Below are 25,962 nucleotides of genomic sequence, written 5' to 3'. Positions count from 1 at the left end.
ACAAAAAAGCCCCTTCGCAGGGGCTTTTTCAATATGCAACCCGATAAAATCTTTTTTGCAGCAAACAGTTAGCATCGTTCGCTGTCATACTCCTGTCACCTCAGCGTCGCAGCGACGTCACCTTAGGCCGGTAGCATCTGGGCTCCTGAGTTCATACCCACCCAAGGACACGACCCGAGATGTTAAAACTAAAATCCCTGCTTTGGCTGCTGCCACTTGGCCTGCTTGGTGCCTGTAACGACAACAATGACAACCCGCCCGAGGCACCCAAGGTGCCTGCCAAGGTGGGGGTGCGTCCAGCCTATTTGGTGTCGCAGATGACAGATGGCCCACTCAAGAGTGAGCTTGAAGCCTGCCACGGCATGAATTTCTACCGCAGCGACCTGTCAATCGGCCACCGAGGCGCGGCCATGCAGTTCCCCGAGCACACCCGCGAGTCTTATCAGGCCGCCATCGACTCGGGCGCTGGCGTGGTGGAATGTGACGTCACCTTCACCGCCGACAAGGCGCTGGTTTGCCGTCACTCTCAGTGCGATCTGCACACCACCACCAATATCCTGGCAGTACCGGAACTGGCCGCCAAATGCAGCGTACCCTTCAGCCCCTTTGATGCCGCAACCGACACCCCGGCCTCGGCCAAGTGCTGCACCAGCGACATCACCCTGGAAGAGTTTATGAGCCTTAAGGGCAAGATGGACGGCGCCAACCCCAAGGCCACCACAGTGGAGGCCTATATGGCAGGCACCCCGGGCTGGCGCACGGATCTGTATTCTGCCACCGGCACCCTGATGACCCACTCCCAGTCGATTGAAATGTTCAAGGCCGCCGGAGTGAAGATGACCCCGGAACTGAAGGCCCCCGCGGTGACCATGCCATTCGATGGCATGAGCCAGCAGGATTATGCCGATAAACTGGTGGCTGAATATCAGGCGGCAGGAGTGAGCGGCGCAAGCGTTTACCCGCAATCCTTCAACCTGGATGACGTAAAACACTGGATTGCCACCGCCCCTGAGTTTGGCAATCAGGCGGTGTATCTTGACGACAGAGATGAAACCCAGGCCGGTTTCGACCCTATGAACCCCGACACTTGGCAACCCACTATGGCCCAGCTTAAAGCCGATGGCGTGGAAATTATCGCCCCGCCACTGTGGATGCTGGTAACAGTAAGCAGCGATGGCAAGATAGTGCCATCCCCCTACGCCACGCAGGCCAGGGCCGCCGGGCTTAAGATTATCACCTGGACGCTGGAGCGCTCCGGCCACCTCACCGATGGCGGCGGCTGGTACTATCAAAGCATCACAGATATCACCAACAACGAAGGCGTGGTGTACGAGCTGCTCGACGTGCTCGCCAAAGACATAGGTGTGATTGGAGTATTCTCCGACTGGCCTGCCACCGTCACCTACTACGCCAACTGCAAGGGCTTGTAACCGGCGTCAGATATCCGCCCTCGGCAGAGGGGTAGAACCAACAAAGCAAAACATAAAAAGCAAAAAGCCGTGTCACAGACACGGCTTTTTTACTGCGTTAAACAGGACTCTTGGATGGATTAGAGGTAGCCTTCGGATTCAAAGTCCGATTTCAGAAAGATTTGGCTGTCCTGAATTATCTCCTCTAGTTTTTACCACTGACAAACTTACCTATGACAACAAATATTGCCCCAACAACCAATGCCGGCAAACGAAATCGAGTCCAATCAAATGAACTTTCATCAGCAGGTGCGATTTTTAGGTAAGCATCATTAGATGATGACTGAAACGTATCAATTGGCAAGAAGTCTATCGCGAAGCCTGCAACTCCAAATAAAAGAACTAAACAGCCAACGATGATCAGGGCTTTACTCACTTGGATCTGCCTCTTGTTATATAACGCCCGAATAAGGGGCGACGAAATGATAAGGTGATTTTGCTAGAATCGCGGAGCGATAGCAAAGCGCCACAGAGTTTTGGCGTCCCAGCGAACTTGTGAGCGACTTGATTCGATTGTTAGGAACAAGCAGCTTGAACAAACCCCTTTTTACTTGTTGGGAATACCCTGAACTGCTTCAGCTTACCTTTGTGACGATACGTGACAACAACTCCCAAAACATTTTCCTCCACGTTCACAAGGTCTTTTTTAGGAAAACACCACTCACACCCCCAAACTTCAGGTAAGAAAAAGCATGAGAATGGAAAGTGAGGAGCAATATTTACAGATTCATGGGTAACCTTGATCCATAAACAGTTTCGAGCTCCACCTAGAATTTGAAAAATATTAAATGCATGGGCTGAAACCCATTTATCTGAGTACAAGACTTTATCTAGTTCTGGAGCAACTATAGGTTTCCCCATAGATTTCCTGAACAAAATTGAAACAAGAAAAACGACAAATATTTCCATGTTCCTTGGCACCTAACGCCCAAAGCAGCGGCGCGCGTTAGCGCATCTAGCCCGCATGGCAATGCAGCCTTTGCTTGTTAAATTCTGGACCTCAAATATTGCCACGAGCTTTTTCCATTTCATAAAGTGCATGGCCGTCTCCACCTTCTAATGCTTGGTGATAAGCTGGATCTTTGATTTTGTCTATTTCATTCGATAGTGACAAAACCTCGCTATCAAGGTTTTCAACTTTTACCTGTAAATCATGATTTTCTGACTCAAGTTCATCGAGTCTCTCTTGTAACTTTATGATTGAATCATTTGTAGCAGGAAATCTATTTATCTCATGCCATAATCCAATAAAAAGAGCTCCTAAAGATACCCAAATCAGCCAATCCATACTTTACTCTCCTTATAAAAAAGACACAGGACATCCTAAACATCTACTTACCCCCATACAAACCGCAGGCTTGTGCCTGTTTAAGTGAAGAAGGAATGAATTTATCAAGAGAAAGATTTGGCTGTCCTGTCTTTTCATTTTGTGCAACCCCGTTTTCAAACGCTACTACGAACACTTAAAGGCTCAGGGGAAGCTGCCCAAGGTGGCGATAATCGCTTGCATGCGGAAGCTCTTGGTCACCCTGTTCCTTTCATAAAGAGTCATGATGAAAAACGGAACTCGCTGGGGCGAAAAATCACCTGAATTGGCGTAATAAACATTGACGGAATGCCACAGTCACTTGTTATGCATTTTTTAGAAACCACCCATACGGAAAACCATAACGCCAAACATTAAATAGTTCATTTGAGCTATGAATATTTAAGATTTCAAGCACCCGCTCAAAATAGTACAGCGCTCTTTCATTCTCTTCAGAGTCAAACTCTTGAAAATTTTTAAGCGAACTCTTAATACTAAAAAGAACTGCCGATTTTTTAGGATTGGTTTTCACAGCTTGAATGATTTCTTTAAGCGCTAAATTAACTTTAGCCTCAGCATCAATTCTAATATTTTCACTTGGTGCGCCAAAATAGAATTCATAAGGAGCCGGATAGAATTTTTTCTCTTCCAAAATATTAGCAAGCTCTACTATTACTGTGTCTGATACATTCAACTTTTGATCATTTAAAAAAGTTGGCCAGATATAGAAATATGCACCCGATATACCAAGCCCAACTAAAATTAACAGTGCTAAGAAAAAGCCAACTACAAGTTTAATTAATAACTTCAGCAACTTTCCATACTCCATGCATAACAGTTGTATAACGTGCTGGCTCGTTTATCATCTCAGACCAGTGAAAAGCGTGCCTACTAATATTCAATAGAATTAATCTCTTAGTCCGTTTCGTCCAGATAACTTGCCACAACAAAGCGTGCCAGCACGGTTTCTCGCCTGTTATTTCACTTGCTGACTGATGCAAGGAGCTGTTTTAAAAGGGCTATGCCGTTAAACAAAGAAGCAAAGCGTGCCAGGTTGGCAGACATATTCACCCAGCAATCCGACCGGGGCGATACAAGCGTCCCATTTAGGCATGACTTTTAAGATTGCTATTAAGCGTGGGCATGGCTACCGCATGGGATGGAGTGAGAAACTGCGTCCCTGATAAATGCTTTGATCCTTCAAATCAGCATCTTGGCACAGCTCAGCCAACTTGACCAGCCCGTTAAGTTTGGGCAAATGCGGTGAGCCACACAGGACGATTTGCTTTTGGTAACAGGCGCAGCAAAGCGCAAGAATGTAGAAAGGATAAATACAAAAACGCCGTGCCTGTTGCAGGGCACGGCGTTTTTCAAACAGCGCTAAGTCTGGCTTACCAAGCCTCGTTTAGATAAACAGCTCCGCGATATTTTTCAGATCGCTCTTGCCGCTGGCAATCTCATCCGGAGTCAAACCCGAGACTTCATGGGGGAATACCAGCCAGTCTTCAGAGGCATGGATATAATAGTCCGGCTTTAATGGTACTGCGGTGTTTTTCGGCTTGTAGTATGGGCAGGCAATACGGATATCGCGGGGCATGTTGAGGCGCATCAGCTGTGACAGTTTTTCTTTAAGGGCGTGAATACTGCGACCCGAGTCGAACACGTCATCCACAATCAGCAGACCGTCGTCGGCATTACAGTTTTCGATAATGTAATGCAGGCCGTGCACCTTGATTTCTTTGCTCTGCTTGTCGGTACCAATGCCGTAGTAAGAGGAGGTACGTACCGCGATATGGTCAGTGTCTACCTTTTTAAAATCAAAGTATTCCTGCACTGCGATACCGATAGGGGCACCGCCGCGCCAGATACCCACGATAAATTGCGGACGAAAGCCGCTCTCGTATACCTGAGCCGCGAGTCGGAACGAGTCTTCCAGCAACTGCTGGGCGGTAATGTAGTGTTTATCTGACATAGTCTTTTGTCCCCATCATCATTATTGTGTTTTTTAATCCTTTGCCGCCTGCTGCAAAGGGCATGGCAAAACGGCAGGAGCTGGTGCGCAGACAGGGCCCAAACCCGCCTTACTGCATGATTTGGGCGCGCATTTTACACAAATTTTTGCCCCTTGACTGCTGCAAGCATAACAAGGCGGAGAATTTCCTCCAGCCGCAACGAAAAAATCCACCCGCAGGTGGATTTTTTAGGTTTAAGCCGCAGCTCAGGCAAGCGGCTCAATCACGTGGCTGCCCACCACCGTGCGGGCGCTGTAGCGGCGCTCGGTGGCTTCGCTGAAGTCTTTATCGAGAATGGTCGACACAAAGTGCCAGTCGCTGCGCACTTCGGCTTCGGTAAAGGTGAGCACCATAAAGCCTCTGTCTTTGAGGTTGGCGTACTTAAGGTCGTCCACCAGACCGACCACAGCCGCTTCGGTAGCCGGAATTTGCTCTGGCGGCAGTTGCAGGTAGTACTCAAGCCCCGGAGAAGACACTGAGCTGGTTGCAAACTCCACCCCAACCACGTCGCCATTCACATCGCGCAGTTCGTTGGCCCAGGCGTTGTGGGTATCACCGGCAATCACCACCAAGTTGGCATTTTTCGACTTGGCGGTGCCGAGGATCACCTCGCGCTCGTAGGCATAGCCATCCCAGGCATCCAGGTTGTATGGAATAGACGGCAGTTGCAGCAGGGCTATCACCTCCGGGGTCAGCTTCTGCTGATTGGCCGCCAGGTACATCAGCTCTTCCTCAGTCAGGGTAGGATCGCCAGCCTGAGCGCGGGCCGCCAGCTGCGCCAGCGCAGCCAGCTCAGCGAACTGGGGAATCGACAGCTGCTGGGTGGCGATGGCCGCCGGCAGCAACATCTTGCCCATCAACACCTGCTGACCCAGCACCTGCCAGCGGGCAGAGTTGGTGAGTAGCTTGCTTTGCAGCCACAGCAGTTGCAGCGCACCCAGCATGGTGCGGCTGGTGCTGGTGACATCGGCCATAAAGCTGGTGCCATCAAAGGCGCCGGTGGCCGGGTCGAGGTAGGTTTCGAATTGCAGCTGTTCATCACGGCCAAGCAGACGGGTGTCCAGCATGTGCAGGTCCACCAGATCGCCAAAGGCGAAGCTGCGGTAGATCTCTTCGTGGTTACCTTCGCGCCATGGGCGGATGGGCAGCCACTCAAAATAGGCCTGCAGGGCGGCCTCTTTACGGGCACCAAAGTCGCCCTCGCCTTCGTTGTGGTTTTCAGCGCCATCACGCCAGGCGTCGTTGCAGACTTCGTGGTCGTCCCACACGGTAATAAAGGGCACGGCGGCGTGCAGTTTTTGCAGGCTGGCATCGCCCTTGTACTGGGCATAACGGGTGCGGTAGTCAGTCAGGCTCAGCAGCTCATGCTCTGGCAGCACCTCGCGGCCAAGGGCGGCGGCATTTTCACTGGCATAGCCGCCACGGGGGTATTCGTAGATATAGTCGCCAAGGTGGATTACGGCATCCAAATCGCCCTGGGCGGCGGCCAGCTCGTATACGTTGAAGTAACCGGCCGGGAAGTTGGCGCAGCTCATTACTGCCAGCTTCACCTGTGACACGGCGCCTTCCGGCAAGGTTTGGGTTTTGCCGGTGGCCGAGGTTTTATCGCCGCTCATAAAGCGGTAATAGTAGGTGCTGCCGGCGGCCAGGCCCATGGCATCCACCTTAACTGTGTAGTCTCTGTCTTTATTGGTGACTGTGCTGCCGTCGGTGACCAGTTCTTTAAAGTCGGCGTCTTTGGCCACCTGCCAGGAGACAGTGACATCAGCATCGATGTCGGGGGTCACACGGGTCCAGATGATCACCGCATCATGGGCAGGATCGCCACTGGCAATACCGTGAACAAAGTTGACCGCAATAGCGGGAGTGTCATCATCGCTGCTGGAGCAGCCCATGAGACCATAAGACAACACGGCTGCGCCCACTCCTTTGGCTGACATGGCCAGAAAGTCACGACGTGAATAAGACCGTTTCATTATTATTATTCCTTTGGTTGTATGCAGTTAAAGTGGTATGAGGTCTAATGAGTCTTAGTTTGCAACATTACTATTACACAAGCATGACACACTTGGTAAGCCCTTTGCTGCAACAATCTTGAAAAACAACCAGTTATACAGGATGCTATACTTCTGTAAATGCCACGCCAGCCGGGGGTTAACCCCACTATCGTCATCAGGGAGAAGATTATGCTAGTCAAAGACATCATGACAGCGGCACCGGTATGTATCAGCGATGCCGCCACCCTCAAGGACGCCCACCTGTTGATGCAAAACCGCGGGGTGCGCCACCTGCCGGTAATTGGCGAAACCGATGGCCAGTACAAGGGGGTGCTCACCCACAAGAAGATGGTGTCGACTCTGGTGAATGTGCTCAACAAATACGGTCAGGGCGGGCTGGACCGAAAAGAACGCATGACTTCTGTAGCCGAATTGATGGACGCAGGCAGCGATACCATCAGCGACGATGAGCCGCTTAGCGTGGTGGTGGACTTCTTTATTGAAAACAAACTGGGCTGCCTGCCGGTGCTTGGCAGCGATCGCAAGGTGATTGGCATAGTAACCTCATCAGACTTTGTGAAGCTGTGTAAGCAGCTGCTGCAACCATAAAAAAAAACCGGCCACGGGGGCCGGCAAACAACAAGCAACAAAGGTCAACGAAGGGGTTAATTCAAGCGCTGTGACTGACACGCAATCACAGCTGAGTGTCTGAAGTGCAGCGACTCATTCGCCACCACCGCACTACACCAGCAAGATGGCAAACAGTGGTGCGGTGAGCACCATGGCAATACCGGTAAAAATCATGGTCAGGCTGGCAACCACGGCCTCTTCCTCACCGTACTCACGGGCCTTGGCGGCACCGGCACCGTGGGCCGAAGCACCGAGAGCTGCGCCCCGCGCCAGCGCCGAGCGCACCCTGCCCAGGCGAAACAGCGGCCCGCACAGCAACATACCTATTACCCCGGTCATCAGCACCACCATGGCAGTAAGCTCAGGCACGCCGCCAAACGCGGTGGTGGCCTCCATGGCAAAGGGGGTGGAAACCGAGCGCACCAGCACGCTGTGGCCAAGTTCGGGCGGCAGCTCAAACAACTTCACCAGCCCCCAGGATGACAACAGCCCCAGCAACAGCCCAGCCATCACCCCCAGGGTCAGGGTGATGGGATAACGGCCGATAAGGGCGCGCTCGCGGTAAATGGGCAGTGCAAATGCAATGGTGGCAGGCCCCAGCAGCAACACCAGAAAATGGGTGTATTCAAAGTAGCTTGGCAGCGGAATATCCAGCAGCAGCACAGCGGCAATAATCAGCATAGGAGCCAGTAAAATGGGCGCGGCCCACCAGTAGCCCAAGCGGCCATAAAGTCGCTTGGCGCCGTAATAACCCACCAGAGTGATAACAAGGCTCAACAGTGCCAGTTGGCTATGGCTCATTTCAGGACTCATTTCAGGGCTCATTTCAACACTGCGGCCTGCGCAGCAACCAATGCCTGATGGGCAACACGCCTATCCCGTGCCAGACGCATTTTGCGCTCAAACTTAAAGGCGCGGTCCACCACCCAGGCAGTGCCCAGTAAAACAGTGACGCTGCCTGCCACCAAAAAGCCCAGCATGCGGGCGCCGTATTGCTCCAGCACGGCTTCGTATTGGATAACCGAAATCACCGGCGGAATGAAAAACAGCAGCAAATCCCCCAGTAGCCAGGCCGCACCGGCCTGCAATGATTGCTCAGGCACCCACTTGAGTGATAACAGCAGCAACAGCACCCCAAGCCCCACCACACCGCCGGGCAATGGCAAATCGAAAAACAGCACTAACCCATGGGCAAGCCAGGCCAGCAAACAGATAGCCGCCGCCTGCGCCAGGGTTAAACCTGCCTGCCTGGCGCTGCGTTTCAGCTTGGCTTTACCTTCCTGAAGGGTCATCTTGGCTCGCTCGGGTGGTCAACAATGTGCTTAGTCTAGGGTTGTTATTTGAATAAAAAAAATGAATATTAAGCATAGATTGCATTCCAAAAGGATATCAAATTGGATCTCAGGGCCATTAAGTACTTTATCGAAGTGGTGGATGCCGGCGGCTTTGCCAAGGCATCGGAGAAGGTGCACCTGACCCAGCCCGCGCTGTCAAAGGCGGTACGCCAACTTGAAGACTCCCTCGATTTACAACTAATTGAGCGTGGTAAACGCGGCGTATCGCTGCGGCTCTCTCCTGCCGGAGAAGTGGTGTATCGCCATGGTTTGGCGCTGCTGGCGGCCCGGGATGACATGCTCGGTGAACTGGATGCCATGCGCAGTCTTAAAAGTGGCAGGCTCAAGTTTGGCCTGGCGCCGCTGGGCAGTGCCGAGCTGTTTGCCCCTGTCATTGCCCGCTTTCGCAGCCTGTATCCCAAGATTGATATGCAGCTGCTGGTACGCGGTGGTATTGAGCAAACCACTGCGCTGCGCAAGGGGGAGATTGAACTTGCCACCGGCATTACCGCCCTTGGCAGTGAGTTTGAGGGGCTGCGGATCCGCCGCGACCCCATGGTGGTGGTGCTGCCACGGCAACACTTTCTGGCCCACAGACGAGAACTGGCGCTGCATGAATTGGCAGACACTGCCCATATCCTGTTTGAACCCGAATACGCGCTGCATCAATTGGTTGTGGATGCCTGTGAACAGTCAGGCTTTACTCCCACGGATGTGACCCGGGTGAGCCACCCGGACTTCGGTATCGCCCTGGTAGCTGCAGGCACGGGCGCCATGGTGCTGCCAAGCTATATCGCCGAGCGGCATGCGGTGGCAGGGGTTGTAAGCGTGCCGCTGAAAGAGACGGATCTGCACTGGGAGTTGTCGCTGTTCTGGCGTCGTGGCCAGCCGCTGTCGTTTGCCGCCGAGGCCATGATAGCCCTGGTGAAGGAGCGTTTGGGCGGCCTGTAATCTAAGGAAGGTGCGAAGGACTAGGGCCATTCGCAAGAACTGTGCCTTGCATCTATCCACTTTAAGCACACGCAGAGCAAGCACGGGACTTATTCGCACCTTCCCTAACCCAATAAAAACACCGGCCACAGCGCCGGTGTTTTTATTGGAAGTCTCGCAGAAACCTGATATTCCCTTGTGGGGCTGACTATGTCTTCTGCTTACCAGGGCACTGTGAGATACAGGCGGTAAAGGGTGTCAGTATCCCAGGGCAGAATTGGCAGGTAGTCTTCGTGGTCTTTCGGCCACTTGTCATAGTGGTCGAGGTTATAGCGGCTCTGCTCCATTGAGAGGGTCAGCACCGAGTCTTTATAAAGGCCGGGGGTGTTCACTTCCAGCGCCGCGCGGTATTTGGTTTCGAGGGTCTCGCTGCCATCGGCCCAGTGCTCCACGCCGCCACTGAGTTTCCAACCCGGCGCCAGCATCACGTAGGCGCCCACATCTCCCATCCAGGCGGTGGCATCGTTGCCAAACTCGCCGCGCACATAGCCGCGCTCCTTGGGCACGTCATCGTCAATCTCGAGGAAGTAGTAACCCACCCCCACGGTTGCTGTGGCACCAAAGGCCGGACGGGCGTAGTCGAGCAGCAGCGACGGATAGAACTTGATTTGCTTTTCCACTGAGCTGACGGTATTACGCTTGCCGCGAAGGTCGAGCTGCCAGTCCAGCTTCAGGCCTTCAGACAGGGTTAGCCAGTTGCCACGGGCATAGTAGGCAGACTGAAACCAGATGGGGATATGGTCCGGATCCAATTTGTCTTTGTCGCGATCGACATAAGTATCCAGATTGGCATGCAGCAAGATACCGCCGTCGGTCACATAATCCAGACTCACAGCCGCATGGGCACCAAGGGTATCTGAGCTTTCTACCTGAAAGTCATGCACACCAAAGGCCAGTTTCCAATCCAGCTCTGAGGCAGACACCTGAGAGACACCCACCAATGCCAAGATCGCGGGTAATAACTGTTTCATCCTTCCCCCACTCAGTCAGGCAGGTCGGGGCAAGCGCCCATCCTGCATAAACTGTTGTAACTCAAAATAGCGGGGCAGGTGTCCCCGCCCCCGTTCGGTAAACGCAAGTCTGTCAGGTTCGAGCTGACAGATCCACAAACTCTGATCCAAAGGGCCAGAACAAAATACCAAAGGATCGACTACCGCAAGGTTTATCCCACCAAAGTCTCTGGCCGAGTAGCTGCGGATCAACTGACAGCGCTCATCCACCAGCATCCCGCCAAGCTGCTGGGTGTATTGATAGTCGCTTTGATGGGTAAGGCTGGCCTGGGTATCCGGGTCATCGATAAGGGTAAGATCGGCGCAGCGTTCAGTGGCAAGCTCAACCCGAAACACCATGTGCTCCGAGCGCAGCACGCCTTCAAATGACTCGGCCATATCCTGCAAAAACACAAAGCGGTAATAGGCCACCTCGGCAAGGCAAGTCGCAACGGTTTCGCTGGCATAAAAGAAGCTGGGCATCAGCCGGGTACCGAAACGGGAGCCGTGACGCAGCGGCGGATAACGAAACGGGGACTTGAGCAGATAATGCAGATGTTCGGTGCCGTCGCGGTACGGCGGCTTGGCGTCATCGAGCAGGCTTTCGAGCAGCATCTGCTCATCAAAATTATCCACCAGGCTCAAGGTGGCCGCCTCTTCCTGAGACTCCACCAAGCGATAGCAACTGCCCGAATAGGGGCGATTGAGGCACGACGAAGGAATGCTCGGCTTCATTTACACCTTGCCACGCATGGCATCCAGATACTGATTCACACTCACCAGGCCCACCACGGATTTCACCAGTTCCCGCGGCGTGCCCCCCAGGGCATGGTTGGGGCTGTTTATCCAGTGGCGCATAAAGTCCTGCTGGCCACCGGCGATGGCATACAGCGAGCGATAAAGCCGCACCAGTTGTAATTGCAGCTCGCCCTGTTTGGACTCAGGCTTAAACCCCTGAGAGGCATTGCGGCTCAGGGTGCTGGGGTTCACCCCAATAATATGGCTGGCCTCGCTATTGCTCAGCTCGAGCGCATGGCAGGCATTAATAAAGGCTTTGAACAGCACTGTGGATGCTGTGGGTTTGGCTATCGCGGACATGGACGGGGCTCCTGACGGCTGATGGCTCCTGACGGCTGATGGCGCTGATTGCGGCCTTAAACGGCCAATGTCGATATTTTAGCCAAGCTAAGCACGCAATTGCAAATCAAGCCGTAATAAACATGCAAATGCATCAAAAATGCCCAAACAATCTGCCCGAAAACAACGTAGATACTGACACACATTTTCAAAAAGTTTTTGAATCAAATGTTGATGCCAAGCCGTTGTTTCATGCCATTGCCGCGGTAGAATGCCTGCATCCACTGCCCTTTCCCGGAGCCGAAAATGCAAGAACTGAGTCTGTTGGTTAAACAGCGCCATACCTGTAAAGCGTTTGATCCTACTCGTAAAATCAGCAAGGAGCATCTTGAGTCACTGAAAACTTTGCTGCAGTTTTCACCGTCCTCCACCAACTCGCAGCCATGGCATTTTGTGTTGGCTTCCAGCGAAGAAGGCAAGGCCACCGTCGCCAAGGCAACCGAGCAATACGGCTTTAACACCGCCAAAATTCTCAACGCCTCCCACGTGGTCGTGCTTTGCACCAAGGTGCAGATGGATGAAGAGCATCTGCAAAAGGTGCTTAAGCAGGAGCAGGCCGACGGCCGCTTCGCCGATGAGCAATCCATGCAAAATCAGCATAATGGCCGCTCCTTCTTTGTGAATATGCACCGCTTTGAACTCAAGGATGCTCAGCATTGGATGGAAAAGCAGGTGTACCTGGCACTCGGCACCCTGCTGCTTGGCGCCGCGGCACTGGAAATTGATGCCTGCCCGATTGAAGGCTTTGATGCCACAGCGCTGAACCGTGAGCTGGGACTGCGTGAGCAAGGGCTGTGCGCCTCTGCGGTGGTGGCCCTGGGCTATCGCTCGGCAGATGATTTCAATGCATCCTTGCCCAAGTCACGTCTGCCCCAGGATGAAATTTTCACTCTGCTGTAACGCGTCTGACCATTATCATCCCCAATGCCCCGGCATATTCCCGTCATGTCGGGGCATTACGACTGTTCATAATTAAATCGCATTTGTCATCACCCGCCCCTGTGGCATAGTGGTTCGAGTCATATTTCAGGATGAATCGCACCCATGCTGCTGCCACCTCTGGTTCCTCAACTCGATAATAAAGCAACCGACGTATCAGCCATCAAAGGCGACAACCCCCTCATCTGGCCCCTCCTGAGTTTGCTGCAAAAATCGGTTCAGGGCTGGAAGGTTCATCACCTGGCCACCGAACTGCAATCCCAGGGGCTGATGCACGACCTGGATCCCATTCCCGAGAAAGACCTGTTCAAACGTAATTTTTTGCTGATGAATGCCCTGTTTGAATTGCAGGACATGCTGCTGCCCGGCCAATGGGTGCAAACCCAGGCCATGGATATCCGCATCCTCAGAATCCTGCCCGGCGATATCGACCTTATCCAGCATCAGGAGGCAGGCCTCAAGAGCTATTATCTGGACTGGGCCAACTACGATACCAGCAGCAATGTGGTGCGCGACATGCTGGAATCCTTCTGGACCAGCTATAAGAGCTACATTGGCATCAATGGCCGGGTGATGCATCTTACCCAGGCGCTGAGGGTGCTGGAGTTGGATGTAAGCGCAAGTGACCGTGAAATTCGCCGTCAATGGCGGAAGTTGGCGCTGAAATGGCATCCGGATCGCCAGGGCGGCGACGCTGCGCGCTTTCGCGAAGTATGCGAAGCCTGGCAAACTCTCCGTGGCCGCGACAGCGACTGAACTCATCAAGACTTGGTAAATTCCTCAAACTCCCGGGCGGATCACAGTCTGCGGCGGGTGTTTTCGCGCCGATTCAGAGATAATTAAGCCTTTCCTTTCACACTGTTTCCATCGAACATGCAGCCTGAGTCTTGTGTCTGCGTGTATTTCGCCGAAACCGAAAGCCTGAAACCCGGAGTGATTATGCTGAAACGTCTTACCCTGGCCGCCACCCTTACCGCCCTGCCCTTTTGCGGTCTGGCCGCCGACTTTGTTGAAGGCAAGCACTATGTGCAGGTCACCGACAACGCCCCCAGCAAAACCCCAAAACTGACCGAATTCTTCTCGTTTTACTGCCACAACTGCTTCAACATGGAAGTGATGTACCTGCCCGCCATCAAGCAGGGGTTGAAACAGGGCATCAGCTTCGACACCAAGCACGTTGACTTTATGAACAGCGACATTGGCACCGAAGTGATGCGCTCGCTGGCCGTTATCCAGCAAAAAGGTAACAAGCCGGAGCTGGTTCACGCCATGTTTGCCGCCATTCAGGGCGCCGATGGTGGTCAGGGTCATCACGACCACAGCGCCCCCGGCCACAAGCACGAGCCTGAAATTCAAACCAGCGCCGATATCAAAGCCGTATTTGCCAAGCATGGCATTGATGCAGCCGAATACGACAAACTGGCCTACAGCAAGGATACCGACGCCAAGCTGGAGCTGTGGCGCAAGGAGCAGCAAGAGCTGATGATCCAAAGCGTGCCAAGCTTTGTGGTCAACGATAAGTACAAGATTAACCTGCAGGAAATCCGCACACTGGAAGAACTGTCAGAACTGATTAACTATCTTGCGACCGAGAAAGACAAAACTGTTGAAGAAGACAAGGGCGGTAGCCTGGGCTGGGCCGCCATCGGTCTGCTGGCCCTGATAGCCATGGGTCGTCGCCGTTTGGTTTAATGCGCCGCGCATTGCCAGGCTGACACTGCCAGGCTCACGCGGCAGAACTGGCTAAGCTCAGCTCTGGCTCTCCTCTGCGAAGCTCAGCTAAGTTCGGTCAGCTCAGCGATAGCATATTCAAGCCCCGCAATGCGGGGCTTGTTGTTTTTGCGTCGCCACACAGGACATTGGGCCAACATCAGGCCGGCGCTGGCAGCAGTTATCAAAGCCACTGCGCCGCTGCGGTATTGACCAACACCATCTCGCCATCCTTGCTGTTGCACCGACCTGGTTAACCTTGGCATTACAATTTTGAAATGGAAGTAAAACCATCTAGACGTCTAAATTGACAGATGGCTGGCTATCCCATATTCTTTCGCCTAAGTTGTCGGGAGATGAAGCCGTAACGACACAAATTTTCAGCGAAATCGCGATGATGCAGGAAGAATGTCGCCCTTTCGCCCCCGATGAAGAGAGAAAACCTTGAACCAGTCCAACGCCTCCAGCCAGCGTCCGGCTTCGTTTGTGGCACTGCTGCCACTGTTTGTGTTCCTTGCCCTGTTTATTGGCGCCGGTGTTTACTTCACCCAGCAAGGGGTGGACTTCGCCTTCTATCAGTTGCCCAGCGTGGTGGCCATTCTGCCCGCCATCGTACTGGCGCTGCTGCTCTCGAAGCAAAAGCTCAATCAGGCCATAGATACCTTTATCGGTGGCATTGGCCACAGCAACATCATCGCCATGTGTTTGATTTATTTGCTGGCAGGCGCCTTCGCTTCGGTCGCCAAGGCCACTGGCGGCGTGGATGCCACTGTGGCGTTGGGACTGTCGCTCATCCCCTCTGATTTGCTGCTGCCGGGCTTTTTCGTGATTGCCGCCTTTATCGCCACCGCCATGGGTACCTCCATGGGGACTATCGCTGCGGTCGCGCCTATTGCCCTTGGGGTATCTGAGCAGGCCGATATTTCTCTGCCACTGATGGCCGGTGCCATCATCTCCGGCGCCCTGTTTGGCGATAACCTGTCTATCATTTCCGATACCACCATTGCCGCAACCCGCACCCAGGGCTGCGACATGAAAGACAAGTTCCGCGAGAACCTGATTTTCGCCATCCCGGCATCGCTTATCACCCTGGTAGCCTTCACACTGGCAGGCCACGGTGAGGCCAATGTGGCGCCCCAGTCTGTGGACCTGGTTAAGGTACTGCCGTACCTGTGTATTCTGTTTTTGGCCGTGGCCGGTGTGAACGTGTTCGTAGTGCTGATGCTGGGCATTTTGCTGGCAGGCGGTGTGGGCCTCAGCACTACCGATTACACTCTAGTGAGCTTCAGCAAGGACATTTATGCCGGTTTCACCAACATGCAGGAAATCTTTATTCTGTCGATGTTGGTGGGCGGCCTCGCGGCACTGATGCAGCAGCAAGGTGGCCTGACCTTTGTCAGCAACCTGATTGAGCGCCTGATTGCCCGCTTCTCCAAGGCCAAGGGCGAAGCATCCTGCCGCGCCGCCGAGCTTGGCATGGCTGGCATAGTGTCGCTGACCAACGCCTGTGTGGCCAACAACACAGTATCCATCGTGGTCAGCGGCGACATTGCCCGCGACCTGGCACAGAAGCACGGCGTCAGCGCCAAACGCAGCGCCAGCGTACTGGATATCTTTTCCTGTATTGTTCAAGGACTTATACCGTACGGCGCCCAGGCGCTTTTGATTGGCGCAACCTTTGCCATTACCCCTTTGGAGGCAGTATCCTATGCGTGGTACTGTATGATCCTCGCGTTGGTGGCAGTGCTGATTGTGGTATTCAGAAAACGCCACTGATTGTTAACGGAAGGCCATGCCTTCCATCGGAAGCAAGATGGCCAATAAAGACAAAAACGATTTCGGTCAGTTCGATCCCCACCGTTTGGTATTCCACATGTCCATAGGTGGGGTCATGATTTGTGCCTTCGGGGCAATGCTGTCTATCTGGTCGGTGATCGGCACACTCGGCTGGGATATCATAAACTTACGCATCGATAAGCTCGGCGACTACTTAAGCTCGCCGCTGGCTTATGTGTATAACATCTGCCTGTTGTTTGCCGGGGCCAGCTTTGTGATTGCCATGCTGGGCCTGTTCAGCATGAAGTACAACCGCTTCAGCCGCTATATCTCCATCATTGGCGGCTGCACCGGGCTTGGGATCATGCTGCTGGGCATTTACCCCTTCAACGACCCTGTGTCGCACCGGATGGCGGCGCTGTTTTTTGTCACCTCCAGTCTGGCGATGTTTGTGCTGCTTATCCTTACCCGCCGCAATAACAAGGAACTGTGCAGCATTCCCTTGTTCGTAACTGCCATTGTGGGGCTGGCCTCCAGTATCGGTCTGCTGGCACAGATTAATCCTGAGACCCTGGATTACCTGCCCTGCGGCCCGCTGGAAGAGTTCTGCCCGGTGGCATTCACCATGTGGATCCACACCTCAGCCACTATGCTGGCAGGGATTGGGCTGGCCTTGATGGCGCGCTCGCTCATCCATCAGGCCATTGAAGAGCGTCGCCCGGCATTGTGATTGTGGAGGCGGTAACAAGTTTGCCATGCCTCCCTTGTCTGACAGATACCAATAAGGCAAAGTAGCGCCAACCTCAATCAGAGGAGCCTGTAAGTGCCTACCCTGTCTCCACTTCCTGGCCAGCGCGACCTGCCGTGCCTGGTGTTTTTGTTGATCCTCTTATCCGTGATTGTCGGTGCGCTGGGTATTCTTGCCAGCATGCTGTATCACCTGCAATCGGGCACCATGGGCTGGGATTTTCGCCCCTCGGGGCTTGGCAATTACCTGATTTCGCCGCTGGCCTGGGTCTATAACGCCGCACTGATTTGGGCCGGGCTGTGGCTGATGCTGGCCATGTTAGCGCTGGGCTTTGCCAAGCCGCAATTTCCCGACCTGTATTTACCCCTGAGCGGCGGCTGGCTTGGGGTGACCGTCTCACTGATGGGTATTTTCCCTGAGCATTATGGCGCCCTGCACAGCGCCCTTGCGGTTTGTTTTACCCTCGGCATGGCGGTGACCCACGCACTGGTGCTGGCGGCACGATTCAAAGGCAATATCCATTACGCCAGCCCGCTTCTGATGCTGCTGAGCCTGTTGGGCCTCGGCTGTGCCATACCGATTTTAGGCTTGGTGGACTGGCCCAAATTTGCGCTGATGATCTGCCCGCCCACACCTGCACAGCCTTGCCTGCTCGATGTGCTTTTGTGGCTGCAGCTGGTACTTGGTATGCTGTGGTGTCTGGTACTCGCGGGGAATATTCGCCGCAAGGTGCGTACCCGCCCCGAATTCTGAGCAGGCTCAAATGACTCTCACGCCAATGGCCACACCCAAAGCGCAGGCGCCGACCGAAAATGCGAGCAAAGGCATACGTTTATGCAAGTTTCTCGCTGACGCAGGCGTGTGTTCCCGCCGGGCAGCATCACGGCTGATTGAAGCAGGCCAGGTGAGCCTTGATGGTGAAACGGCAAGCCACACCACCAGGGTATTACCTGACGCTCAGGTGTGTGTGGATGGAGCCCCCATTAGCCACAGCGCGCCGCGCCAATACTATCTTTTCAACAAACCCATTGGCATGGACTGCCGCCTGCTGCCCAACGATCCCAGCAGCCTGCTGCATTATTTGCAAAGCCGATTTGCGCCACAGCTTCACCTCTACCCCGCTGGCCGGTTGGACAAAGACTCCCGCGGCCTCTTGCTGCTCACCAACGATGGCGAGCTGACCCAGCAGCTGATGCATCCTGATTATCATCATGAAAAGGGCTATCTGGTGACGCTCGATAAACCACCGCTGGCAGCAGACTTAGCCGCCATTGCCGCCGGTCTGGATTACGGTGATGGCCTCACCCGCCCCTGCCGGATTGAGCATCCACCCCATCAAGCCGATGACAAAACACAGCTGCGAATGTGGCTGACTGAGGGCAAGAAGCGGCAAATACGCCACCTGTGGCGGGCACGGGGTTATCTTGTGGTGGATTTATTGCGTCAGTCGATTCAAACCCTGACCCTTGGCAGTCTCGCCGAAGGGGAAATACGGCCCCTGACCCAGGCTGAACTCAGTGCGCTCAAGCAGTCATTGGCCATCAGGCAGCCTTAGAACATACGGGTTAACCACGCTTCAAACCTCAATCCATGTGATTGAAAATTATTGTTTAATTAAATTTCTCCCCATTTTTACCCCTAATTCATGTTCACAAAATACCTGCCGTGGCATAGCTTGGCTCTGGAACAAGTTACCCTGGAGAAAGGACATGAAAACACATTGGATGGTGGCCGGTGCAATGCTCGCGCTTAGTGCAAACCTTTACGCCCATGAAGAACCAATTGAATCCACTTGGTGCGAAGGGGGACGGGTGGTATTACTCGGGAAATTTACCCTGCATGGCAACCAGATAAGTCGCTACGCCGACCATGTTGAGGAAACGGGTGAATGCCCCGGCTCGGGGGATGTGGTCACCAAGAGCTGTGGCCAGTTCGACGACATGTACGCCAAAGCCCGCGGCGCCGCTTCCAACCTGTGCCATCAATTTGTTTACCGCACTGGCAATGGCGATGACGGTACAGTAAGGCCGATTTTCTACGAGCCCGCCAGTTTCAGTAACAAGGACCCCAATCACCATAAACTCTACCGGCTCGAGCAGGGGGTGGTCTTTGCCTGTGGCCTGTGTGAAATGCCAGAGATTGTGGACAGCCGTCAGCTGGAACTGGCCAAATAGTTCCCCTCGGCTCCGGCCTTGCTGTTATCGGGTCGGAGCGATTTTAGCAACGAAAGCTGGCAACGATTGCCTGACTGCGTTACAGCAGTGCCCGGGCATACAGATGTTGATTTACCTTCTCCAATTTGGCACTGAGCTCTGCTGCACGCTCGTCCCCCAGAGCACACTCCGCCAGTACATAGTGACCCGTTCGCAGCACCTCCCGCCATCTGGGATTACGTGGCATGGTGCGGATAGACAAATAACGATCCAAAGAGCGGGTTCTGAGTCTCCCTTCGTCGATGGACACCCGCCAGATCCCGCTCTGTTCGGCCAGCTCTATTCGGCTTTGTCTGCTCGATTGCTCCCAGGCATCGACGGAAAAGATCATCAAGTCCACCAACAACTGATGAAATTCCGTTTCACTGAGTAGCGCCGCTTGGTGGCAAGCGGGTTGCTCTCCTGCTCGCATCAGATGGATAACGGTAATGGGCTCGCCGCTGGCGATGCTGGAAACCTCCAACTGACACAACATCTGACCCGAGGCCGTATTTACCTGCACATCGCGGATCAGCAGATTTTCAAACTCGGCGCCATCACTGAGACTTGCCCAAAAGTTATCGTTCCGTCTCGGAATTAGCGCATCGAGCTGCATATTGTCGGTTTCACTGCCCTGATACCCAAGCAAGTTCAGGCTCGCTTGGTTGGCAAAAATGAGCCTGTCTTTATTGTCGGCCACCAGCATGGCCTGATTCAGTTTGCCGAAGGCACTACGCAGCGACTCCAGCGAGACTCCCAGCTCTGCCACCCGAGCACGGTGAACATCGACCTGAGTCTGCATCACCTGACGCTCCGCCAGCCTTGCCCTATGCAAACGCCTGATAACTACTGCGGCCACCAGCACCAGCAATACCAGCCCGCCAAGCAACAAACCTAGCTGGAAATTGCGCCTGCTTATCTGCAACGCCGAAATTTGGTTGTCCTTTTGCAGCATGTCCAGCGCCTGTTGTTGCTGCTCATACTCGAATTTGGTGCGGATCTCCGCCAGAGTTTGGTCATATTGCTTCTGATGCTGTTCACTGTCATAGGCGAACTTGGCTTTCAGATACTGATTTGCCAATTGCCAGCGTTGATAGCGCTCAGCATTGTCTACCAGAGCATCATAAAAGCGCGATGTCACCAGGGGATCGGCAGACTCCAGTGCCCGGTTAAGCCCGCTGGAGAGCATGGCGTCAGACTGCTGAAACTGTCCCTGCAAACTGAGCAGCCTGCCCATGGCCAGATTCAGCAGTATGCTTTGGGCCGTTTGCCCTAATTCAGTTTCCAGTTGATTGGCCTTCTCGATAATCTGCGCCGCCTGCGGGGTTTGCCCCAGGGAAAATTGCCCATCGGCCAGCAGCAACAGCACTCTGAGCATGGCGGTTTTGTCCGCCACGGACTCGAAGTAGCTCAAGCTGCGTTGCAGCACCTCGGCGGCCTGATGATGCCTATTTTGATGGGCCAGCACCCTGGCAATGTTCTCCTGATTATGGGCCAGGCGATCAAGCTGGCCCGCCTGTTGGTATAGCTCAGCCGCCTGCAAAAAATAGATTTCGGCCCGGGGCCAGTCGGCCATCTTCAGGTAGACGTTGCCAAGGTTATTGAGCGTTACGGCAATACTCACATTTTGGCCTGTTTGCTGAGCCTCATCCTGAAGCAGGCGCTTTTTGCCCGCCAGACTTTGCTCAAACGCCGAGATAGCATCTGCAAACTGGCCCATTGCCATATGTGCCGTTCCCAGATCGCTCAGCGATATGGCCAACTGCTGCGGGCTCTGTGCCGACTCGTAGGCGCGGGTGAATTGCCCCAGAGCAGCCGGGTACTTGCCCTGACGATAAGCGAGAATGCCACTGCGGCGCAGGTAGTTGAATGTCTGCTCCGGAGGGAACTCGCGCTGTTTCAGGGATATTGCCAACTGGGCATCCCAGCGGCTGGCCGCGTCCAAATCGCTCTGTTTGATATAGAGCGCTATCAGATGGGTGCCAGCTTCAAACTCGGTGACGCCCATTCCCTGAGTCTTGGCGATCAAGGTCTCACAATCCAGGATCCGCTCGGGTACATCTGCCGACTCGGTAAAACACAAAGGCTCTGCCGCCATCGAAGGGGTCATATATAAAAATATCAGGGAGATAAGCAGTCGGCGAAACATGAAAAAGGGTGTCCGGGCTAAGATACATTAGGTTTTACTGTATCATCGCCCGCCACCCGGGATAAGTGCTATCACATTGACATTAACAGCCTCAGCGACAGTTCTGACTATTTACGTTCAGCGTCAGTTTTACGGTTCCAATACTCGGATATGGCATCGAGGCCCGGCAAGGGTTTTACCGGCACATCACCACCTGGCTCAGCGATTTCAAGTTCAACATGTTCGGTCATCGGTGGGATGGTATAGCACTTGTCCATTCGGAATTTGATGCCCTGACTGGTGAAGTAATAACCCGGCCCCACCATGTTGGTGAAAGTGTAAGGCGCATAGTGGGTCACCCTTACCTGCCCCGAGCCCGGCACGCTATAACCGCCGAATCCACCACCACCGCCGACAAAGTTTTGCGAGTAGTTATAGGTTGCTGTGGCGGCAATATAGTATTCGGGATCCGCCACCCCAGCGGGCACTGTGCCACTGTAGTTGGCCAGAATTTGTGATTCACTCCAACTGACATCCGCTATCTGCACTATGGTGCCGCGATAACACCAGGGCACCGCCTGAGCCAGACTGCTTAATGACATTGCGACCAACAGCGCGCCTATCTTGATATGTCCGTTTTTCATTGTTGTTTCTCCAAAGCAAGTTTGATTGATTGCCAAACCACTATGGGAAACGCCAGCAACGAATACGACCAAATTCACGGGCAAAATCGGGAAATTGCCCGAAATTTACCCGGAAATTCTTAAACACTACAAAATGACGTTAAGGTAAAAAAACGGGGCCAATCGGCCCCGTTTTGATTCAGTCAGTAAGCAGACTGTTATTCAACAATATCCATCTCGGCCAGCAGGTTGTCTGCCTTGTCGAGGTACTTCATCACCCACAGCATGTAACGGCTGTCGACGTGGATGGAGCGGTTGATGTTGTCGTCGTAGTTCCAGTCGCCGATGATGCTCTCGTACACTCCATCAAACAGCAGACCCACCAGTTCGGCGCGGCCGTTCAGGGTTGGCGAACCAGAGTTACCACCAGTGGTATCCACGGTAGACAGGAAGTTCACAGGTACAGAGTCGATGTCTTTAACGTAGAAATCACCGTACTGCTTGGCCTTGATCAGCTCCAGCTGCGCCTTGGGGGCATCAAACGGATCAACACCTGTGTCTTTCTGGGTGATACCTTCCAAACGGGTGAAAGGCACAGCGTACAGACCATCCTTTGGTGAATAGCCTTTCACGTTACCGTAGGTCACACGCAGGCTGGAGTTGGCGTCGGCATAAACCGGCTTACCCTGCTCGTTGTTGTAGGCGATGATGGCTTCCATGTAGGCAGGACGCACCTTCATCAGCTCACCGGCCAGCTCTTTGTCGGCCTTTTCACGGGCCATAGAGGCGTCGAAGGTGGCAACGGCCAGTTGGATGAATGGGTCTTTGCTGGCTTTAAAGTCGGCCACAGACTTGTCCATCCACGCCATGCGCACGTCTTTATTGCCGATTTCGGTCTTGGCGTACATCTTGTCGAGCTGCTTCTTGAGCTTCTTCTCGTCAAACTTCTTGCCAATACCAAAGTAGGCATCGATGTCGGCGCGGCGCTTGTCGGCTGGCAGCGCAGCATAACGGGTCAGCATTTCAAACAGAACAGCCTTGTCCACTTCGGCGTCGTAGCGGCGATCGATACGCTCAAGACCGGCCTTGAAGCGGGTCATGTCGCGATCCTGGAAGCCAGGCTCACGCTCCATGTCAGGCAGTTGCTTTTCATGGGCCAGACGATACAGACGCTTGGCAGTGCTCATTGGGGTGGAGTAACCCATGTAACCCAGGATCAGATCCAGTTCCTGATCTTTGTTGCTTTCGCTCACCAGACGCTCGAGGTCTGCCAAAGTCTGACCATACTTGGCCTGACGCTTGGCATCGGCCTTGATCCAGGCTGCCAGCTCAGCTTCGCGGGCTTTGCGGTCTTCCAGCATGGTGGACTTGCCGTAGAACTCAATCATAGAGGCGAAGTTCTTGGCATAGTTGGCGAGGCTTGCGAGCGTGCTTTCGTACTTGATACGGGCATCGCTGCCTTCGGGCGCGGTTTCTTTGATGAGGTCAATAATGCGCTCACGCAGCTCGCGGCTGGCGGGGTAGTTCCAGGTAAACTGGTTTTCGACTTCAGAGGCGGTGCGGTAGCGGTTGGTGCGGCCAGGGTAGCCGGTTACCATCACAAAATCGCCATCCTTCACGCCCTTGGCAGAGACTTTCAGGAAGCTCTTTGGCTCGTAAGGTACGTTGTCTTTGGAAAAGTCAGCTGGCTTGCCGTCTTTGCCCACATAGGCGCGGTAGAAAGAGTAATCGCCGGTGTGACGTGGCCACATCCAGTTATCGATATCACCGCCGTATTTGCCCACGCTGGCCGCTGGGTTGTGCACCAGACGCACGTCGCGGATTTCCATCTGCTTGATGAGGTAATACTCGAGGCCGCCATGGAAGCTGTAAACGCTGCAGCGATAGCCGTCTTCTTTTTCACACTCGGCCACCATGGCCTTTTCTTTGGCTTCTACGCCCTTGTAGAAGGCATCGCCCTTGAGAGACTCAAGGCCGGCCTTGATGTCGGCGGTCACGTCGGTTACTGACTCGGTCACGTACACACGTGAGCCGGGGGCTGCAGGCAGTTCTTCATCGAAGCTCTTGGCCAAAAAGCCATCCGCCAGCAGGTTTTTCTCGGCGGTGGAGTTGTACTGGATTGAGCCATAGGCACAGTGGTGGTTAGTCACTACCAGGCCCTTTGGCGACACAAATGACGCAGTACAGCCACCCAGGCTAATTACGGCATTCATGGGAAATTCGGTCAGTTTGGAGATGGACTCGGGGTTGATTTCCAGGCCCTTGGCTTTCAGCGTTTTTGCCAGCGCAGGCAACTGATGAGGTTGCCACATACCTTCATCTGCCTGGGCGCCAAAGGCGGCCGCGATGGCAGCGGTCAGTAACCATTTTTTCATTGTTTTATTCCGTTGTGAGTTGTTATCGATCGCATTGCTGCGCCCATAAAAAAAGCCGGGCACGAAGACCCGACTTTATCATATGGCCCAAGCCTGTTACAGCTTGGAAAAATCCGTTTACAAATCCGCTGTTACGGCTCCGGTTTACAGGGCAACGTAAAGCTGGGCAGCGATAATGGCAAGGCCTGCCACACCCACCAGCCCCAGCGCCAGATTGCCACCGCGCACCTGATAGCCTTCGGCGCCTTCACTGCGCTGTTTCATTGCCATGGCAATCGGCAGGAAGATAATCATAAACACCAGCGGAATGGCGGCAAAGCCCAGAACCGCCACAAAGCCTTCGGGCACATACAGGGCGCACAGCACCGGCGGCACAAAGGTAATCAGCCAGGTTTGCAGGCGACCAGCCATGCCGGTTTTGGCACGGGTCAGCTCGGCCAAAAAGTCGAACAGGCTCATGGTTACGCCAAGGAAGGAGGTGATAAGCGCAAGGTCGGCAAACACAGACACACACTTGCCCACCAGCGGCTGGGCTGCAATGTCCTGCAAAGCGCCAATCAGTTTTGGCAGGGCGCCGCCAAAGCCTTCAATGGTATCGCCGCCCACGGTGCCCAAGGTCACCAGCAGCCACAGGATGTAACACACCAGCGGGATAGTGGAGCCAATCAGCAGAACCTTGCGCAGGTTCACCGCATCGCCATCAAGGTAACGCACCAGAGTTGCGATACACACATGGAAACCAAAGGAGGTAAAGACCACAGGGATGGCCGCCATCCAGGCGTTACCCGAGGCTTTTTGAACCGCATCGGCGGCAATAGTCGCGCTGTCTACTTCCGGCAGCAGGAATCCGACCACCAGCACCAAAAGTGCCACCATCAGGGTAAACAGCAGCCTTGAGAGCTTATCTACCCAGCCCACACCCAGGGCGGCAATGCTGCCCAGTGCCAGGGTAAACACCAACACCGCCAGCTGGTTATCCAGGGCGATATCAAACATGGTTTCAAATCGCAGCACCAACAACGATGAACCGCCGGTGAGGTAAGCGGCGGTCAGGGCAAACAGCAGGCTCAAAAACGACGCACCCTGAATAATCTGGCCCTTCTTGCCCAGGGTCTTGCCTGTGATGGCATGTACGTTGTCGCCCACGCCACTGCGCAGGTTAATTTCGAGCATCAGCAGAGAGGTATATGCGGAGATGGCCCACACGCCAATCAGCAGCACAAGTGCCGGGATCACCCCGAGGGCGGCGGTGGCCAGAGGCAACGCCAGCATGCCGGCACCAATGGCGGTACCCGCCACAATGGCGATAGAGCCTAGTATTTTCAAATTCACGGAACTGTCCTGTTCAAGTCTTGAATAGCAATTGTTGTTATTGGGAAGCGCGAGGACTTGTCCGCAACTTCCTTAAGGTCTGAGCCTGTTTTCAGTACTGCCGAAGGCCTTCGCAGTGAAGACACCTATCCCCATCAGCTTTGTCGGGCTTTCTCAATAAAAAACGACTGCAGCCGACATTAACAGAGGCGCCAAGGCACGGCAAGCGCGGCACCTGAGGCTGGGAGCGAGCTCTACAAGGGCGTTACAGCGCCATCACATGGGATAAAGAATGT

27 protein-coding genes and 1 pseudogene are annotated in these 25,962 nt (G+C 54.0%); 13 read left to right on the top strand and 15 right to left on the bottom strand.

Annotated elements, in window-relative coordinates; genetic code table 11:
- Positions 1-179 precede the first annotated feature (179 nt).
- A complete protein-coding gene (locus MJ923_RS10270; protein WP_240590996.1) occupies positions 180-1,430 on the top strand; it encodes a glycerophosphodiester phosphodiesterase family protein in 1,251 nt (416 codons plus the stop codon).
- Between the two features lie 184 nt (positions 1,431-1,614).
- On the opposite strand, the gene MJ923_RS10265 is transcribed toward MJ923_RS10270, so the two are convergent.
- From MJ923_RS10265 to MJ923_RS10255, 3 genes are all read right to left on the bottom strand, one after another.
- Positions 1,615-1,845, bottom strand: a complete 231-nt coding sequence (locus MJ923_RS10265) for a hypothetical protein (protein WP_240590995.1) — start codon at positions 1,843-1,845, stop codon at positions 1,615-1,617.
- 140 nt (positions 1,846-1,985) lie between these two features.
- Entirely contained in the window at positions 1,986-2,378 is a 393-nt protein-coding gene (locus MJ923_RS10260) for a hypothetical protein (RefSeq protein ID WP_240590994.1), read from the bottom strand.
- 91 nt (positions 2,379-2,469) lie between these two features.
- Positions 2,470-2,757, bottom strand: coding sequence for a hypothetical protein (locus tag MJ923_RS10255; RefSeq protein WP_240590993.1), 288 nt, complete (start codon positions 2,755-2,757; stop codon positions 2,470-2,472).
- A gap of 145 nt (positions 2,758-2,902) precedes the next feature.
- On the opposite strand from MJ923_RS10255, the pseudogene MJ923_RS20890 reads away from it, so the two are divergent.
- Positions 2,903-3,013, top strand: a pseudogene (locus MJ923_RS20890) (IS110-like element ISMae40 family transposase); the annotation flags it as partial.
- An 87-nt stretch (positions 3,014-3,100) separates the two neighbouring features.
- Here MJ923_RS20890 and MJ923_RS10250 read toward each other — a convergent pair.
- The 3 genes from MJ923_RS10250 to MJ923_RS10240 form a co-directional block, all read right to left on the bottom strand.
- The gene (locus MJ923_RS10250; RefSeq protein ID WP_240590992.1) at positions 3,101-3,589 is read right to left on the bottom strand and encodes a DUF4844 domain-containing protein; all 489 of its coding nucleotides are present in this window, start codon (positions 3,587-3,589) and stop codon (positions 3,101-3,103) included.
- A gap of 591 nt (positions 3,590-4,180) precedes the next feature.
- Positions 4,181-4,747, bottom strand: coding sequence for a phosphoribosyltransferase (locus MJ923_RS10245; protein WP_126168101.1), 567 nt, complete (start codon positions 4,745-4,747; stop codon positions 4,181-4,183).
- A 246-nt stretch (positions 4,748-4,993) separates the two neighbouring features.
- Entirely contained in the window at positions 4,994-6,763 is a 1,770-nt protein-coding gene (locus MJ923_RS10240; RefSeq protein WP_240590991.1) for an alkaline phosphatase D family protein, read from the bottom strand.
- Between the two features lie 210 nt (positions 6,764-6,973).
- Between MJ923_RS10240 and MJ923_RS10235 the strand changes: the two genes are divergently transcribed.
- Positions 6,974-7,393 (top strand): CBS domain-containing protein, encoded by a 420-nt coding sequence (locus tag MJ923_RS10235; protein ID WP_240590990.1) that lies wholly within the window; start codon positions 6,974-6,976, stop codon positions 7,391-7,393.
- A 132-nt stretch (positions 7,394-7,525) separates the two neighbouring features.
- Here the strand turns inward: MJ923_RS10235 and MJ923_RS10230 are convergent, their stop codons facing one another.
- Both MJ923_RS10230 and MJ923_RS10225 read right to left on the bottom strand, forming a co-directional pair.
- Positions 7,526-8,215, bottom strand: coding sequence for an LrgB family protein (locus MJ923_RS10230; protein WP_240591271.1), 690 nt, complete (start codon positions 8,213-8,215; stop codon positions 7,526-7,528).
- Positions 8,216-8,235: 20 nt separating this feature from the next.
- Positions 8,236-8,706: a CidA/LrgA family protein gene (locus tag MJ923_RS10225; RefSeq protein WP_240590989.1), complete on the bottom strand. Its 471-nt coding sequence runs from the start codon at positions 8,704-8,706 to the stop codon at positions 8,236-8,238.
- A 102-nt stretch (positions 8,707-8,808) separates the two neighbouring features.
- Between MJ923_RS10225 and MJ923_RS10220 the strand changes: the two genes are divergently transcribed.
- On the top strand, positions 8,809-9,699 hold the full coding sequence (locus MJ923_RS10220; protein WP_240590988.1) for a LysR family transcriptional regulator: 891 nt from the start codon (positions 8,809-8,811) through the stop codon (positions 9,697-9,699).
- 200 nt (positions 9,700-9,899) lie between these two features.
- On the opposite strand, the gene MJ923_RS10215 is transcribed toward MJ923_RS10220, so the two are convergent.
- The 3 genes from MJ923_RS10215 to MJ923_RS10205 are packed head-to-tail and all read right to left on the bottom strand — an operon-like array spanning position 9,900 to position 11,825.
- Positions 9,900-10,709 (bottom strand): hypothetical protein, encoded by an 810-nt coding sequence (locus tag MJ923_RS10215; RefSeq protein ID WP_240590987.1) that lies wholly within the window; start codon positions 10,707-10,709, stop codon positions 9,900-9,902.
- A 15-nt stretch (positions 10,710-10,724) separates the two neighbouring features.
- Complete coding sequence (locus MJ923_RS10210; RefSeq protein ID WP_240590986.1) at positions 10,725-11,462, bottom strand: RES family NAD+ phosphorylase; 738 nt, start codon at positions 11,460-11,462, stop codon at positions 10,725-10,727.
- A complete protein-coding gene (locus MJ923_RS10205; RefSeq protein WP_126168108.1) occupies positions 11,463-11,825 on the bottom strand; it encodes an MbcA/ParS/Xre antitoxin family protein in 363 nt (120 codons plus the stop codon). It abuts the gene before it with no gap.
- A 38-nt stretch (positions 11,826-11,863) separates the two neighbouring features.
- Here MJ923_RS10205 and MJ923_RS10200 point away from each other — a divergent pair, with 38 nt between their 5' ends.
- The 9 genes from MJ923_RS10200 to MJ923_RS10160 all read left to right on the top strand — a co-directional run bounded on the left by MJ923_RS10200 (position 11,864) and on the right by MJ923_RS10160 (position 19,211).
- Positions 11,864-12,136, top strand: coding sequence for a hypothetical protein (locus MJ923_RS10200; RefSeq protein ID WP_240590985.1), 273 nt, complete (start codon positions 11,864-11,866; stop codon positions 12,134-12,136).
- Positions 12,111-12,764, top strand: a complete 654-nt coding sequence (nfsB, locus tag MJ923_RS10195; RefSeq protein ID WP_240590984.1) for an oxygen-insensitive NAD(P)H nitroreductase — start codon at positions 12,111-12,113, stop codon at positions 12,762-12,764. The genes MJ923_RS10200 and nfsB overlap by 26 nt, the downstream gene beginning before the upstream one ends.
- Before the next feature lie 144 nt (positions 12,765-12,908).
- On the top strand, positions 12,909-13,559 hold the full coding sequence (locus MJ923_RS10190) for a DNA-J related domain-containing protein (RefSeq protein WP_126168110.1): 651 nt from the start codon (positions 12,909-12,911) through the stop codon (positions 13,557-13,559).
- A gap of 183 nt (positions 13,560-13,742) precedes the next feature.
- Positions 13,743-14,495, top strand: a complete 753-nt coding sequence (locus tag MJ923_RS10185; RefSeq protein ID WP_240590983.1) for a DsbA family protein — start codon at positions 13,743-13,745, stop codon at positions 14,493-14,495.
- A 462-nt stretch (positions 14,496-14,957) separates the two neighbouring features.
- Positions 14,958-16,289, top strand: coding sequence for a Na+/H+ antiporter NhaC family protein (locus MJ923_RS10180; protein WP_240590982.1), 1,332 nt, complete (start codon positions 14,958-14,960; stop codon positions 16,287-16,289).
- A gap of 37 nt (positions 16,290-16,326) precedes the next feature.
- Positions 16,327-17,019, top strand: coding sequence for a hypothetical protein (locus MJ923_RS10175; protein WP_240590981.1), 693 nt, complete (start codon positions 16,327-16,329; stop codon positions 17,017-17,019).
- A gap of 93 nt (positions 17,020-17,112) precedes the next feature.
- Entirely contained in the window at positions 17,113-17,790 is a 678-nt protein-coding gene (locus tag MJ923_RS10170) for a hypothetical protein (RefSeq protein ID WP_240590980.1), read from the top strand.
- A 10-nt stretch (positions 17,791-17,800) separates the two neighbouring features.
- Entirely contained in the window at positions 17,801-18,592 is a 792-nt protein-coding gene (locus tag MJ923_RS10165) for a pseudouridine synthase (RefSeq protein WP_276313055.1), read from the top strand.
- A 154-nt stretch (positions 18,593-18,746) separates the two neighbouring features.
- Positions 18,747-19,211, top strand: a complete 465-nt coding sequence (locus MJ923_RS10160) for a hypothetical protein (protein WP_240590979.1) — start codon at positions 18,747-18,749, stop codon at positions 19,209-19,211.
- Positions 19,212-19,290: 79 nt separating this feature from the next.
- Here the strand turns inward: MJ923_RS10160 and MJ923_RS10155 are convergent, their stop codons facing one another.
- The 4 genes from MJ923_RS10155 to MJ923_RS10140 all read right to left on the bottom strand — a co-directional run bounded on the left by MJ923_RS10155 (position 19,291) and on the right by MJ923_RS10140 (position 25,687).
- Positions 19,291-21,378, bottom strand: a complete 2,088-nt coding sequence (locus MJ923_RS10155) for a tetratricopeptide repeat protein (protein ID WP_240590978.1) — start codon at positions 21,376-21,378, stop codon at positions 19,291-19,293.
- A gap of 107 nt (positions 21,379-21,485) precedes the next feature.
- Positions 21,486-22,001 carry a hypothetical protein gene (locus MJ923_RS10150; RefSeq protein ID WP_240590977.1) on the bottom strand — a complete coding sequence of 172 codons (516 nt, stop codon included), beginning with the start codon at positions 21,999-22,001 and terminating at the stop codon, positions 21,486-21,488.
- A gap of 197 nt (positions 22,002-22,198) precedes the next feature.
- Entirely contained in the window at positions 22,199-24,355 is a 2,157-nt protein-coding gene (locus MJ923_RS10145; RefSeq protein WP_240590976.1) for a S46 family peptidase, read from the bottom strand.
- Between the two features lie 144 nt (positions 24,356-24,499).
- Entirely contained in the window at positions 24,500-25,687 is a 1,188-nt protein-coding gene (locus MJ923_RS10140; RefSeq protein ID WP_126168119.1) for an aromatic amino acid transport family protein, read from the bottom strand.
- Positions 25,688-25,962 lie beyond the last annotated feature (275 nt).

It is taken from the genome of Shewanella zhuhaiensis (assembly GCF_022484835.1).
GTDB classification, from domain to species: Bacteria; Pseudomonadota; Gammaproteobacteria; order Enterobacterales; family Shewanellaceae; genus Shewanella; species Shewanella khirikhana.
This window is presented reverse-complemented; position numbering and strand designations above follow the sequence as displayed.